At 45.3% G+C, this 14206-nt stretch carries 10 protein-coding genes; 3 read left to right on the top strand and 7 right to left on the bottom strand.

Annotated elements, in window-relative coordinates; genetic code table 11:
- Nucleotides 1–40 precede the first annotated feature (40 nt).
- The 6 genes from DF182_RS27085 to DF182_RS27060 all read right to left on the bottom strand — a co-directional run bounded on the left by DF182_RS27085 (nucleotide 41) and on the right by DF182_RS27060 (nucleotide 8546).
- Nucleotides 41–3202, bottom strand: a complete 3162-nt coding sequence (locus DF182_RS27085) for a non-ribosomal peptide synthetase (RefSeq protein WP_113618884.1) — start codon at nucleotides 3200–3202, stop codon at nucleotides 41–43.
- A 115-nt stretch (nucleotides 3203–3317) separates the two neighbouring features.
- The gene (locus DF182_RS27080; protein WP_113618883.1) at nucleotides 3318–4286 is read right to left on the bottom strand and encodes a 2,3-diaminopropionate biosynthesis protein SbnB; all 969 of its coding nucleotides are present in this window, start codon (nucleotides 4284–4286) and stop codon (nucleotides 3318–3320) included.
- 14 nt (nucleotides 4287–4300) lie between these two features.
- A complete protein-coding gene (locus DF182_RS27075) occupies nucleotides 4301–5266 on the bottom strand; it encodes a pyridoxal-phosphate dependent enzyme (protein WP_113618882.1) in 966 nt (321 codons plus the stop codon).
- 135 nt (nucleotides 5267–5401) lie between these two features.
- The gene (locus tag DF182_RS27070; RefSeq protein WP_113618881.1) at nucleotides 5402–7027 is read right to left on the bottom strand and encodes an MBL fold metallo-hydrolase; all 1626 of its coding nucleotides are present in this window, start codon (nucleotides 7025–7027) and stop codon (nucleotides 5402–5404) included.
- Entirely contained in the window at nucleotides 7024–7746 is a 723-nt protein-coding gene (locus DF182_RS27065) for a thioesterase II family protein (protein WP_161964282.1), read from the bottom strand. Before DF182_RS27065 ends, DF182_RS27070 begins: the two co-directional genes overlap by 4 nt.
- A gap of 281 nt (nucleotides 7747–8027) precedes the next feature.
- Nucleotides 8028–8546 (bottom strand): UpxY family transcription antiterminator, encoded by a 519-nt coding sequence (locus tag DF182_RS27060; protein WP_113618879.1) that lies wholly within the window; start codon nucleotides 8544–8546, stop codon nucleotides 8028–8030.
- Nucleotides 8547–9291: 745 nt separating this feature from the next.
- Here DF182_RS27060 and DF182_RS27055 point away from each other — a divergent pair.
- From DF182_RS27055 to DF182_RS27045, 3 genes are all read left to right on the top strand, one after another.
- Nucleotides 9292–11064, top strand: a complete 1773-nt coding sequence (locus DF182_RS27055; protein ID WP_113618878.1) for an ABC transporter ATP-binding protein — start codon at nucleotides 9292–9294, stop codon at nucleotides 11062–11064.
- An 85-nt stretch (nucleotides 11065–11149) separates the two neighbouring features.
- The gene (locus DF182_RS27050) at nucleotides 11150–11530 is read left to right on the top strand and encodes a peptidase associated/transthyretin-like domain-containing protein (RefSeq protein WP_113618877.1); all 381 of its coding nucleotides are present in this window, start codon (nucleotides 11150–11152) and stop codon (nucleotides 11528–11530) included.
- Between the two features lie 219 nt (nucleotides 11531–11749).
- Entirely contained in the window at nucleotides 11750–12532 is a 783-nt protein-coding gene (locus DF182_RS27045) for a GNAT family N-acetyltransferase (protein ID WP_211327222.1), read from the top strand.
- Here DF182_RS27045 and DF182_RS27040 read toward each other — a convergent pair.
- Nucleotides 12525–14102: a Na+/H+ antiporter gene (locus tag DF182_RS27040; RefSeq protein WP_113618875.1), complete on the bottom strand. Its 1578-nt coding sequence runs from the start codon at nucleotides 14100–14102 to the stop codon at nucleotides 12525–12527. The genes DF182_RS27045 and DF182_RS27040 overlap by 8 nt on opposite strands.
- Nucleotides 14103–14206 lie beyond the last annotated feature (104 nt).

Raw genomic sequence — 14206 nt, 5'->3', positions numbered from 1 at the left:
AATGCGGGATTAATTTTCATAGATAGTTGTACGATGAGGATCACAACACGATCCTCTTTTCTTTTCTGGCGGAGAGTTGTGTAGCCACATGTTTAGCCAGTGTGGCAATTGTTACCAGGTTAAACAATTCCCTGACTGTGATGGTGAGGCCAAACTGCGACTGTAACGCTGTAGCCAGACGCATCATCAGCAGGGAATGCATTCCCAGCTCCGGCAGTTTATCGTGTATGCTTATCTGTTGTATTTCGAGTAAAGAGCAACAAATGGCTGCTACTTTTTCTTCTGTTGCATTGCGGGGGGCCACATATTCCTGTGGTTGCAGAGAGCGTCCATCCGGCGCGGGCAGTGCTTTTTTGTCGATTTTCCCGTTGGCTGTCAGCGGAATGTTTTCCAGTGGTATCAGCACAGCAGGCACCATATATTCCGGCAGTTTGCCCTGCAGGAAATTGAGTATGACCTCTCTGTCAAATTCACCGGATGGCACCACATAGCCCACCAGCTGTGTGTTGTCGCCTTCTGTTTTGATGACCACCGCTTCGTTGACCGCCGGGCATTTCACCAGTACATGCTCAATTTCTCCCAGTTCAATACGGTATCCGCGGATTTTGATCTGGTCGTCCAGGCGGCCGAGGTATTCGATAGTACCGTCGGGCAGCCATCTGCCGAGGTCGCCGGTGCGGTACATCCTTTCCTCAAATGTTGTTTCAAAAGGGTTGATCACAAATTTCTCTGCAGTCAGCTCCGGGCGGTTAAGGTAACCACGGGACACACCAATGCCTGCCACACAGATTTCTCCGGGTGTTCCCATCGGCATCAGTTCCAGCGAAGGACCTGTGATATAAATCCGCATGTTCTGTATAGGTTTACCCAAGGGTACATTAACCTGTTCGGGCGCCTCATACATAAAGTGGTGGCAGATATCATCAGAAGCTTCCGTAGGGCCGTAAGCGTTAACCACCGGAATCCTCGAAAATGCCGGATGTGCAAACCATTGCTGTAAGGTATGTGCACTCACCGCTTCACCGGTAACCAGTAAATATTCCAGATGGCTAAGGGTAACACCGTTGTTTTCCTTCAACAACGCAGCCAGATAGGAAGGCACCAGCTCCAGCACAGTGACCATATGACGGTCTACAGTACGGATAAAGGCCGTAGGGTTATAAATGAGATGGTCGGGATAAATAATGGTAGTACCGCCGCAAGCTATAGCGGACAGCATCTGCCATACGGAAATATCAAAAGTATAGGGAGCAGTAAAAGCTACTATTGAATATTGATGAATATTGAGATCATTTATTTTGGCAAAGAGGTGGTTCAGCATGCCTTTATGTTCCACCATCACCCCTTTGGGCCGGCCAGTAGATCCGGACGTATAGATCATATAAGCCAGATCATCAGGGGCCGGCGTACTGGCGACCGGTTGAACTGATTCGTTGCTGAAAATATCCGGAATATTATCGAGCATGATCACGCTTACCGCCATGTCACGCGGGATATTTCTTTTGCCGTAGCTGCTGCTGATCATAACATAAGCACCGGTATCTTCCAGCAGGTATCGTATCCTTTCTTCAGGATATTCCGGGTCTATCGGTACATAGGCAGCTCCGGCCTTCATGATGCCCAGGATGGCCACCAGCATATTCACCGAACGCTCAATACATACAGGTACCAGCTTATTGGCCTTCACGCCTCTGCGTTGCAGATAATGCGCCAGCTGGTTAGTACGTTCGTGCAGGGCACGATAGGTGAGCGTCATGCCTTCAAACATCACTGCTATCGCATCGGGAGAACGCTCTGCCTGTTCGGCCAGCAGCGTAATCACGGAAGTATGCTCCGGCGGATTGATGTGGGAGTTGTTATTGAAGCTATCTAACAGTTTCTTTTCAGCGTCCGGCAAAATATCGATATCATCAATATCAGATTCCAGTGCATCAGGGAACTGTTGCAATATGTGCAACAGCCGTTCCCGTAACAACGTAATTTCTGCAGCATTAAAATATTGCACCTGATAGTCTATCCTAAGCTGGATAGGTTGCAGCACGCCATAGTCAAGCCAGAGCACTTCCAACGGGAAGGGCACAAATCCCGGAGGTATACTGAAGGTGATTGCATCTATGCCTTCACCGAAGTCCAGCTGGGAATTGATGGTGGCATTATTAACGATCACCTCCAGCAGATAATCTTCTGCCGGATTCACTTTCAGTTTGCGTATCAGGTCCCCCAGCAAATAGTTCTGATAGCGGTAATCTTCCCTTTGCGAAGTAGATATCTGCCGGATCAGGTCTATCAGTTTCGTTCCCGGTACATAGGTGCCTTTGAAGGGAATAACACCGGTAAACATCCCTGCAACATCGCGCAGTTGTTTGTTTCTCCGTCTATGCAGCAGCATTCCGAAATGAAATTCATCCCGGCGATGGATCCTGTAAAAGTAGATGATAAAAGCGGCGATTGTCAACTGTTGCAGGTTGGATTTGGTCTTTTCCTGCAGTGCTTCCAGAAACCGCTGGGTATCTGGCGGCAGCTCGAGGGCCAGGGATTCACTGCGTTGATCCTGGACAGCAGCGTATTGGGGTTTCTTTTGTAATAAGGACGCCGGTTTGGCGGGTATTTTATTTTTCCAGTACTCCCCTTCCTTCAGATACTCCTCGTTGTTATAGGCTGCGGCGGCCCTGGCAGCTTCTTCTGCGTATGAAGGATAGTTAAACGTTACCCCCGCGCCGGCGACCAGTGCTTTGTATTTCTTAGCTATATACCGGAAGGTGGAAGACATACCATATCCATCAGACACCAGATGATGACATTTAAAGAAGTAAAAATGAAGGGTATCCGAAACCCTGATCAGGTAATGCTGATAGGGTGGTTTCTCCTTATTGATGGGAATAGGTATTTTGAATTGTTCAGACATCCATTCCAACACATCATTCGGGTCTTTTCCACTAAAGTCCAGTTCCGGTAAATCCTGTTCCCGGAAACCCTCGTCCAGAAAAGCATGGTCTACATGGCCACTGAGATCAAACCGTAGCTTATAAGCATCAAATACATCCGGAACGGAAAGAGCTGCTTCCCTGAATTTCTCCCTGTCAAGCAGACCTGTCATTTTAGTATAGCCGCCATCGTTATTCTGCGGGCTATCCGGGTGGATCATCTGGTCCATATAGATATCATGCTGCGAAGGGTGCAGCGGAACTATTTGCAGTGACATAGTGTTATATTATGCTTGTTTAATTAGTACAGCACATGCGTGGTTCATGCACTGGCAATTGGGTATGACCATTGATATCGGTGGGGTTAACAATGCTCCTGTTAGAATTGGGTGATCAGTCCGGCATCACCATGCCGACATTTCTTTTGCGGGCTTCCTGATAATAATGGCCACCAACGGCAATATCATACACGGCCATTCCCATAGGATTAAACATAACGATGCTATCGCCCTTGTCCTGTAAAGCATCTTTACAGACAACATCAGCGATAGACAACGTATCGCCTTTCTCCAGCCCCATGATCTTGTGCATATTTTCGATGTCTGTATTTTGTCTGCATACTTCATCCCAATCATCTACCACCATAACGTCCATGTGGCTCACCATCTCCACTTTATAATCGCGCAACGAAACATTCAGTTGCAGGGAAGATTTAACAGGCGGGATGTTTACATAGGGAGCTGATGATACCGTACAGGTGATGAAGATATCAGCCACGGTATAACAGTCCTGCCAGGATTCGGCCACTACTATCTTGCTTTTCAGTGCAGGATCTACTTCAGTCAGATCAACCCCGTTGATATCATACAATAAAATCCTGTTTGCACGATCGCCCAGAATCGCAGTGACCATTTTCAGATGCATTCTACCGATAGGACCAAAGCCGATAATACCCACGGTAAATTGTTGATCTTTATTCCTGGAGGAGAGATATTTTTTAAGTATTACGCCGGAAACTGCGGCTGTACGGATGCCGCTGATAGTAGCTGTGTTGATCACACACAACGGTATTCCTGAGTCATGTTCATTCAGGATGGTGACAGAGTGCGCTCTTAACTTTTTCTGATAGATGTTATCGGGGAAACTGGCAATCCATTTGATACCTGCCAGCGGCGCCTGTCCGCCAACATAGGCCGGCATGGCAATGATCCTGTTTTTAGGATCACCATAACGCAGATAGGGTTTTATCGGTTGTGAAAAATCATTCTGATGGAGTGCAGCCGTGGCATCACTGATAACGTTTGTCAGTTTTTCCCAGTCAATTCCTATTTCACGAATATGATCAGCATTAAGATAGAGCATATTTTTATTTTTAATTAAGCGATAGATGCAGATTGTAATTTGTTAGCCAGTTGTGTTGCCCATTCCTTGTTGTAAATAGTATCAAGGTACGAATGGCCTTTGTCAGGAAATATCAACAGTGAATTGGGAGTGGTTGTATAGGAAATATCCCTGAAGTAGTTTTTAGCGGCCAGATAAACAGCGCCGGAGGAAGCACCTGCGAAGATCACCTGCTCATTGAGCAATTCCAGACAGCCTTTGATGATATCTGTTTGTGAGAGAATCACCACATCATCGATCAGGGCGTTTTTAATAATAGGCGGAACCTGGCTGGCGCCGATGCCGGAGATATATCGTTTTACCGGTGGTGCGTTAAAAATCACGGAGCCTTCTACGTCTACACCTACAATCTTGATCTCCGGTCTTTTTTCCTTGATACTTTTGGAGATGCCTGTAATAGCGCCACTGGAGCTAACGGCTACGAATATGTAGTCAATGGGCTTAGGGCAGGCCAGGATCTCATTTGTTAAACCATAGTATCCTTTATAGTTGTTGGGATCGCCGTACTGATCAGCGATAAAAGAGTTGTTGATGGTTGCGTGCATTTTGTTGACGGTATCAATACGGGTAAGCAGATAACCACCGGTGTGGTCACGCTCCGTAATTTTCACCACCTTGTAAGCAAGAAGATTCAACAGGTTTTCGTATGCCGCATTGATATTGGGATCAATGACAGGAATAAATTTCAGGTCCAGCATTTTACAGATGGAAGCCACGGCGATGGCCAGGTTACCGGAGCTGGAAGCGATAATGGTAGTATCCTGGTTAATACGTCCGGATTTGATGCCATTGTAGATAATGCTGTAACCCGCGCGGTCTTTGGAACTGCCGGAGAAATTGTTGTATTCAAGTTTAGCCCATAAAGGAGTATCTGTGTTCCGAAGAGAAATGAGGGGGGTATTGCCTATAAAGGCAGACAGGTTTTCAAGCTGTTGTAGCATAAGTTATATTTTGAAGTAAAAACTGGGGGATACCTGCATCCGGTGGGTGGATGCAGGTATAAAAGAAATGGTTATCTGAATTTATTTCAGCGAAATAATAACAAGTGTAAACAAACAATCAGAAAAAGGCCGGCACTATTCCAACTCAGCAATCAGCACTTCCTTCCTTTCATACAACAGTTCTTTTTCTCCATACAGACGTTCGGCGATGATACCTTTAGCCTCACATTCTTTCACCAGTTTGTTGGACTGTATGATAGGATTTGATTCATCGGTATACTTGATACTGCTGATAAATTCGAGCCAGGGCTCCATACCCATAGCATATACGTAGGCTTCTTTAGGGTTGAAGATATCCACCAGCGCCATGCCTTTGGCACAGTCAGAACCGGCCAGCCTACGGCTGCCGTCCTGGTCGCGGGAGATCTTTTTGGTCAGCAGCGGTCCATACAGCCAGGTGAGCGGTGCACCGTCACATTCCATACCCAGGAACATTACATCCACATCGCCAATTGCGCTATGGATATGTTTGTACAGCGCAGATTCCACAATCCTGGAATCGGCCAGGAACAACAGCTTAAAGCCGCTGATCTCTACCAGGTAACAGGATTTGGTGAGGATATTGAGATCACTGTGTTCGCCGGTAAAGGGCAGACCGGTGATAGTAGTATCTATAAACTTGATGGTTTGCATTTCATCCACGGCTACCACATTGGTAAATCCGATATTATCAAACATCAGTTTCAGGTCCGGGTCTTCCAGTTTACCACTGTTGGTGCGCGGAACGATCAGGTTTTTGATTTTATGACGCAGCGGCAGTAATGTTTCAAACAGGATGTGATCCTGGTGGTTGTGGGTGATCAGTACATAGTCGATCACATCCGGCAGGTCGGCATCAGAGAAATGTTCGATATCTGTTTCATAGCCATAGTAGCTGATCAACGGGTCTACCAGGATGCTCACATCTTTTGTTTCCACGAGGATGCAGGCATGTCCGAAATAACGCATGCGGATTTTGTCGCCGGTATATTTTTTATACGCCGGTGGTGGTGTTTCTGTGAAGAGTGTTTCAAACAGTGGTTCCTGCTCAGGTGTGATGCCCAGTATCTGTTTGATTTCAGACAGTGGTCTTCCTGTTCTCTTCATGCGGCTTATTTCATCGATGCCAGGATGATCGAAGGGGATGTCGAGATGCAACACATCTGGTTCGTTGAGTCGTGGTGTGCTCAAACAGAACGGACGGTGGTCGTTATCGGTGATCCACAAGGCGATGCTCTGGGCACTTTTATTATAGAATTCGCTTCTGTACAGCAGCGATTCAAAGAAACGGAAATCTGCGTTGTTATTGCGATCGTAATACAGTTCCACGTAGCCTTTCAGGATGTCCGGCACAAGACCATAAGCGTTTTCCAGTCCGAAACCTTTACACTCTGCCAGCAGGATCTTGTCCAGTTCTTTCGCTGCATTGGCAAATTCGATGACTCTTTTCTGACGTTTCAAAATATCTTCTTTCAGGGCTTTTACCTCGTCTACCCTACCGCCATTGAAGTCCATGAAGGGGCCTCCTTTCATCTTCGGGTTTAACACTGCTTCAGCATGAATAGCAGGATCATCCAGATAAGAATCCATGATAGTCAGGTGGCGTGCAATGGTATTCATCGCTGCAGTGGCAGGCGATATCAGATGGCTCCAGGCATACCACCGGTCATACAGCGGCTCCAGTACTACGTTAGGCTTGAGGTATACTTTTGTTTCGCTCATAATTGATATGATTTGTGATGAACAAGTAATTTCTTGGCGATGATTCCGACTATTTCGTACGGATATTTAAAGATGAAAAAGTGATGACCAGGCATCCGTCTGAAGTCCACTGGAACAAGGGTTTCCTGCTGCCAGAGCTGGATATCTTCAGGTTTCATCTCTTCCCTGGTGCCGGTAATAACGGTGATGGGTATATTTAAAGGGGAAATGGAACTATGGGCATAGTTTTCAGAGACTTTAAAATCCGCTCTCAGAATCGGTTCTATAAAATCCAGTAATTCATCATTCTGAAGAATTTCATCAGGGCTTCCATTCAGGTTTCTGATTTCTTCGATGAATGATCTTTTATCGAGCAGATGTCTTTTTTTCTCTGTGCGCGACAGCGCGCCCGGGCCGGAAGTGCCGGTGATAAAGAGATGTAACGGAGGTGTTCTTCTTTTTTCCAGGATCTTCCGGGTGAGCAGGTAGGACATCAGCCCACCCATGCTATGGCCGTAGATGGCATATGCAGACCGGTCAAGTTTATCGGCTATCTGCAGGTAAAGGTCATTCACGAGCTGGTTAACATCTTCTTTTAATGGTTCCCCCATACGTGTACCTCTGCCTGGGTACTCAAGCGGAATAATATTTAAAAATGAAGGCAGATGCTCTTCATACAACCGGTAAGAATACTTGCTTCCACCGGCAAATGGCAGACAGAAAAGATTAATTTTCTCCATAGGATCAAATTTTCCACGCATGACAGCGTTTAGTTATAGACAAAATATTCCTGTTCCGGAACGCGTTCTCCGGTACCAAATCAATAAAAGTCCGCTTGCCTAAATCTTCCGCCATTCACGGAATAATTTCCGCAAGCAATTCTTTGTTTCAGGAAAGTACAGGCTGATAAATACCACGGGCAGAAGGGAGGCTCCATGCTGTGTTTAGGATGCGCCAGGGTTTTCCAATGTATGACCGAACAATTCAAAGGTTAAGCATTACAATGGCAAGATAGCTTAAACTATGCTGAAATTGAATCGAGATATTCACTAGATACCGCCACCAGAATATTCTTCTGCAACATATTGACTCGTACCAGGATTTTCTGTTGTCCCTTTATTTCCACCACCTCACAGATCAAACCACATAAAATCCCGTCCTTGATCATCAGTTGTTTTCCGGGTTGAAAGTAATCGTCCGAGACCTCAATATCCATATCACTTACCTGTTGTGTTACCAACCGGATACTATGGATAACATCTTCTTTTACTTTGACCACCTCCTTTCCTGTTCTGACATAATAAAGTACGGCCTCCAGGCTGAGTACTTTATAGTAAGTTTCCAGATCCTCCAGATATATAAAAAGATAGGACGGAAACAAAGGCGAATCAATGTACTTTTTTCGATCCTTCCACACGCGAAGCATTCTGGTTGTCGGCAAAAAGTTAACAATGTCTAAAGCTGACAAAAAACCGGCAACTTTTTTTTCGTGTCGGGGCTTGGTATATACCACATACCAGCCAGTTATCTGAACGCTCATTTAGGGTATTTTCTAAAGGATACTCATTGTATAAAAAAGACATAGGCGATCCGTTAAGTCTATGTACTCATCACTCCTAAAAAATGATCATCCATTTTTCAGGAGCGAACAAAGCTGTCGCTATTGTGAATCCATATTCTTCACATCACTTGAAAAAAATAAAGTAGCTTATTGTTTAATGACTTATTTAAAGTTAACACATAGATCCAAATAGGTTGTTCAGAGAATTTTCCGGATAGTATTGGCTGTGCTCAACCCTTTGCGTTAGTCATTGAAAACATTTAAGGAATTTGATTACTTGAGGGTCCGTTAACTACTTTTTTTATCGTTACATACAATAATTAACACTTCTATCGTCCTTATTAGTGATTCGAATTTAGCAAACATATTTTATTCAGCAAAAAAAATTATCAGGTCACGGTGAAGCCAGAACGAAAATACAGGCATGCCGACTGCTATGTAAAATCAGCTGAAATATAAAATCAGCAACAGTAAACAGGAAGGACTACATACCACACTGCATCGTAATCGCTGGCTGCCGTTAACAATCATTTAATACAAACCACGCACTTACAAAGCTTTGACGATAAAAACGATTTTTTTCATTGCGGTAAAGCGATTTATCTTTAACTTTCCGCCCGTTGCTAAATCTTATGCATCCATACATTCTGTTTCATAAGCCATGCAGAAACCGTATTGCCAACAACCGTGTTAAACCCTTTTTGTATCATTCCAATATTTATCAATGACCACTCCCTCAACAACTGCTGCGGTCAATAAAAATACTGCAGCCAATCCTAAGCAGGCACTTCGTTTGTTTAAATACATGAAGCCCTACCGCACCTCCTTCGCTGCAGGCATGCTGCTACTGCTGATATCCAGTCTGGCCGGACTATTATTCCCCGACCTGCTGGGACGACTCGTCAATGCAGGCAAACAGCAGCCCGGATCAGAGCCCATTCACCTGATTGGTATATATTTAATAGGAATCCTAATCATTCAATCAGCCAGCGCATTTTTCAGAACAATACTTTTTGTAAAAGTATCAGAGAAATCACTGGCCTCCTTACGACAGACTATATACAATCATCTGATACAACTGCCGATGAACTTTTTCCTCCACCGGCGGGTGGGAGAACTCAACAGCAGAATATCCGCAGATATCACACTGCTGCAGGAAACCTTCACTACTACCCTCGCAGAATTTATACGGCAGCTGATCATCGTTATCGGCGGCATCGCTTTTCTGATGCTGACCTCTGCACAGCTCACCGTTTTTATGCTGGCCATCCTACCCGTGATGGTAATCATCGCAGTCATATTCGGACGCTTCATCCGGCACTTCTCTAAAAAAGTACAGGACCAGGTAGCTGCTTCAGGCACCATTGTAGAAGAAACACTGCAAGGCATCTTCAGCGTAAAAGCTTTTGCCAACGAGTTCATGGAAATGAACCGTTACCGTGAAAAAACCGATGCTGCGGCTTCTATCGGTATTCAGAATGGAAAATACCGGGCAGCCCTCTCCTCTTTTGTGATTCTGGGTATCTTCGGCGCCCTGGTAGCAGTCATCTGGAGGGGAGCTGTTATTGGCCTCGATAGCGGTCATCTGTTTTCATTTGTATTGTACTCTCTTTTTATCGGCAGTTCCATCGGCGGCCTGGCAGACGTATATACAGCCCTGCAGAAAAGTTTCGGCGCCACAGAAAATCTGCTCGCCATTCTCGATGAACCCGCAGAGTCACTGTCACCCGTTACCAGCATCGCCCCTGAACATATCCTGCAGGGTAATATCCGGTTCAAAAACGTATTCTTCCGCTACCCCGGCCGGGAAGAGGTGCCCGTACTCTCCGACATATCCTTTGATGCATGGGCCGATCAGAAAATAGCCCTGATAGGACCCAGCGGCGCCGGCAAAAGTACTATCGTATCCTTACTGTTACGCATATACGATCCTGTCAGCGGCCAAATCCTCTTCGACAACGAAGAAAGTCATCAGTACCCATTATCGGCACTCCGCTCCCAGATCGCTACCGTACCACAAGACGTATTCCTCTTCGGCGGCACCATCGGTGAAAATATCGCTTATGGAAAACCCAATGCCACCGAAGAAGAAATCATCACGGCCGCCAAAAAAGCCAACGCCTGGGAATTTATTCAACGACTGCCACAAGGCCTCCAGACGATCGTAGGCGAACGCGGCGTTCAACTCTCCGGCGGACAACGCCAGCGCGTAGCCATCGCCAGAGCCGTTTTAAAAGCTCCCCGCATCCTGATCCTCGACGAAGCTACTTCCGCGCTCGATGCCGAATCAGAAAGACTCGTGCAGGACGCCCTCAATAAACTCATGGTAGGCCGCACCTCCATCGTCATCGCCCATCGGCTGTCTACCATCCGTCAGGCAGATAAAATCATCGTTATAGATAAAGGAACAATTGTAGAAGAAGGTACACATGAAGAACTGATCAATAATCACTACGGGCTGTATAAAAACCTGTGTGAGATGCAGTTTATACAATAACCACACAACTGTTGTGAGATCGCAGCAATGGTTATTATTTTAATCATGACAATATCCTTTTTCAGCACGTAAATTCTCTGTTCCTATGTTCATGAAAACTGTCCTGTTATGTTTATGCCTGATTGCAGGCACTTCCCATTTTCTGTTTGCACAGCAGTGTACAATTGAAGTAAGCGGCTATGTCACTGAAGCTGATGGCACTCCTATCAGCGATGTAGAGGTGGAGATAGCAGACGATCTGGGTTTCACCTCGATTAAAACATTTACTGATGCAGTTGGACACTATGTGGGAGTTATCGTAAAATACATGTTCCCTGGCACCTCCACACCCATTACCCTGAATTACAAAAAGATCAATCACGTGTCGGAAAACAGAAGCATTACGGTAACAAATTCCCGTAATACGCACATTAGCGTTAGTTTAATAACAGTTGTACTCCGCCAAAATGCACCTCAATATCCATAAACAGCATATTCACTCCATTATAAAAGGAAATGCCTGCAGGCATTTCCTTTTATAATATCAACCGGACTACTATCCATCCATCATCCGGACTACTTCACTGCGCCATTTTCTCCTTATAATTGCCCCAGGGCTGAAGCCATGGGCTATATTTGTATTTCATGTTGACTGTTAAAAGATAAACAGATGGTATTACTTGATAAAAATAACTATCACACATTGATGGAATCTTTAAAAGCGGTTCCATTCAACACCTATTTCGCACGCTCCGTTGTTGAACAAAAGATCGACGGAAAAGTATATGTAGATAATATCGGAAAACCTCAGACCTTTTATATCATTCACCCCTATGGGATGTCTTTATTGTTGGGAAAAAGCGACAATAAAATGTTTAATCAGCAGTTCAGGGAATATATTATCAATGCTGATAGCCCGCGCGACAAAGATGAATGGATGCAGACATTTCCGCATGAATGGAATACGGTGCTGGATAAGTTGTTCAGAGATGATCAGCATCAACTTATCCCTGAAGTGGAACTGGACGCGAGAGTCAATTTTAAATTCAACAAAGAAAAATACCTGGATTATAAAGCCGGAGAACAGGCAGATGCCAGCATACAAATTACGCCTACCACACAGACTGTTTTTGAAACCTTGCAGGGGGCTGTTATTCCGGCTAACTTCTGGAGCAGCTCAGCTGACTTTGAGACTAACGGTGTAGGCTATAGTTTATATTACGATAACATACTGGCCTCTGTAGCTTTTGCAGCTTTCATTGAAAAAGGCGTGCTGGAACTGGGCATTGAAACTATTGATCAATTCAGGGGAAAAGGGCTGGCGCATAAAGTATGTTCCGCACTGATAGACTACTGCATAGAAAAAGATCTTGAACCTATCTGGGCCTGCAAACTGAGTAACACCGGCTCCTTTAAACTGGCCCATAAACTGGGCTTTGAAGTTTCCAGAGAGTTGCCTTACTACAGGTTAAAATATATTGCTAGATAAATTTAAGTTTTTCTTCTTCAATATCTATCTGGTGTAAAAATTTCCTGATGATGTCTTCATCAACATGCTCTGCTTCCTGGTTTTTATCCAGCAGCCACTGGCGCTGCTGATTTAAAATGTCCAGATATATGTCCCTGCTTTCATCTGGCAAAGCAGGGTCTGTATCTTCCCGGGATTTTTCTTCCCACTTATCAGCCAGCTGTTGCAGGAAGATATGGTGACCCCGCTGTTCGCTGTAGCGGGTGTTAAGATGCTCCAGTGCACATTTGGCCAATCCTTTTCTGATGACGTATTCCGCGTCTTCTTCAGACAGATAGTCATCAAAGGCTGGCAGCGGTATGCTTTTAATTAAAGACGGAAGTGTTAATCCCTGCAACAGCAAGGTGGTGAGTATTACAATAAAGGTAATAAAGAGGATAAGGTTTCTCTGTGGAAACGGCTCACCATCCAACAGCACGGGTATAGACAAAGCCGCAGCCAGCGACACTACGCCACGCATACCTGTCCAGCCCAATAACAACGGTACTCTTAAGCCGGGATAGGTGGGATCCGCGACCGTAATAAAATTACGCGCAATCATAGTGACAATCACCGCACCGAAAGCAGCTATAAACCTCATAACAATCAGCACCACCGTTATTAATAACCCATAACCAACAGCAGCCGAAAAACTGATACCCTCCTGTTTCAGGCCGGCTGTAATTTCCGGCAGGTCCAGCCCTATCAGCAAAAAGACGATCCCATTTAATACAAATACAATACTCTCCCAAACATTTACCCCGCGCAAACGGGAAGAAGCTTTTAAAAAATGATGTCTCCGGTGGGACAACAGCAAACCGCCGCTTACTACGGCCAGCACACCGGAACTATGCACTTCTTCTGCCGTCATATACATCACATATGGTGTTACGAAAGTGAGAATAATGTCCATATTGGCGTCGGTAGGCAGCCGTTTATGAATATTCATAAATATCCAGCCTACTATCAAACCGATCCCTACACCTCCCAGCAACATCCAGCCAAAACTCAGTGCAGCCTCGTACCAGATAAACTGTCCGGTTGCTATCGCCAGCATGGCAAAACGAAAAATAATCAGCGCAGAAGCATCATTCAGCAAACTCTCCCCTTCCAGTATAGAAGACATACGTTTGGGTACTTTCACAAACTTCAGAATAGCGCCGGCACTAACAGCATCCGGCGGAGATACAATACCTCCCAACAGAAAACCCAATGCCAGTGAAAAGCCGGGAATATAGGTATTGGCCACAAATGCCACCGACAAGGCTGTCAGGAAAACCACCACAAAAGCAAAACTGCCGATAATACGCCGCCAGCGCCACAGCTCTTTCCAGGAAATAGCCCAGGCAGCTTCGTACAACAACGGCGGTAAAAAGATGATGAATATTAATGAGGGGTTAATACGCATCGCAGGGATGCCAGGTATAAAACTGATCAGCAATCCGGCCCCCACCAGCAGCACCGGATAGGCCACCTTTATTCTGTGGGCCAGCATTATCAGCAATATAATCACTAAAATCAGGGTTATGTAAAAAGGAAAGTGCTCAATCATTCCGGTTGAATTTATGTGCGTAGTGCGAATCTAATCAAATCTTTGAAAAGTCAATCCCAACAGCAGCGTCAGGCTATAAAGGCAATGCCGGCGGCCTTCAAAGT

The sequence above is a fragment of the Chitinophaga flava genome (assembly GCF_003308995.1).
Taxonomy (GTDB): Bacteria; Bacteroidota; Bacteroidia; order Chitinophagales; family Chitinophagaceae; genus Chitinophaga; species Chitinophaga flava.
The sequence above is the reverse complement of the archived record's forward strand: the minus strand, read 5'-3'. Positions and strand labels throughout refer to the sequence as shown.

Excerpts from the sequence above, each read along its gene's own strand:
- DF182_RS27045 (WP_211327222.1), top strand. The coding sequence starts at position 11,750 with ATGGAATCTTTAAAAGCGGTTCCATTCAACACCTATTTCGCACGCTCC.
- DF182_RS27055 (WP_113618878.1), top strand. The coding sequence starts at position 9,292 with ATGACCACTCCCTCAACAACTGCTGCGGTCAATAAAAATACTGCAGCC.
- DF182_RS27040 (WP_113618875.1), bottom strand. The coding sequence starts at position 14,102 with ATGATTGAGCACTTTCCTTTTTACATAACCCTGATTTTAGTGATTATA.
- DF182_RS27070 (WP_113618881.1), bottom strand. The coding sequence starts at position 7,027 with ATGAGCGAAACAAAAGTATACCTCAAGCCTAACGTAGTACTGGAGCCG.
- DF182_RS27085 (WP_113618884.1), bottom strand. The coding sequence starts at position 3,202 with ATGTCACTGCAAATAGTTCCGCTGCACCCTTCGCAGCATGATATCTAT.
- DF182_RS27060 (WP_113618879.1), bottom strand. The coding sequence starts at position 8,546 with ATGAGCGTTCAGATAACTGGCTGGTATGTGGTATATACCAAGCCCCGA.
- DF182_RS27080 (WP_113618883.1), bottom strand. The coding sequence starts at position 4,286 with ATGCTCTATCTTAATGCTGATCATATTCGTGAAATAGGAATTGACTGG.
- DF182_RS27065 (WP_161964282.1), bottom strand. The coding sequence starts at position 7,746 with ATGGAGAAAATTAATCTTTTCTGTCTGCCATTTGCCGGTGGAAGCAAG.
- DF182_RS27050 (WP_113618877.1), top strand. The coding sequence starts at position 11,150 with ATGTTCATGAAAACTGTCCTGTTATGTTTATGCCTGATTGCAGGCACT.
- DF182_RS27075 (WP_113618882.1), bottom strand. The coding sequence starts at position 5,266 with ATGCTACAACAGCTTGAAAACCTGTCTGCCTTTATAGGCAATACCCCC.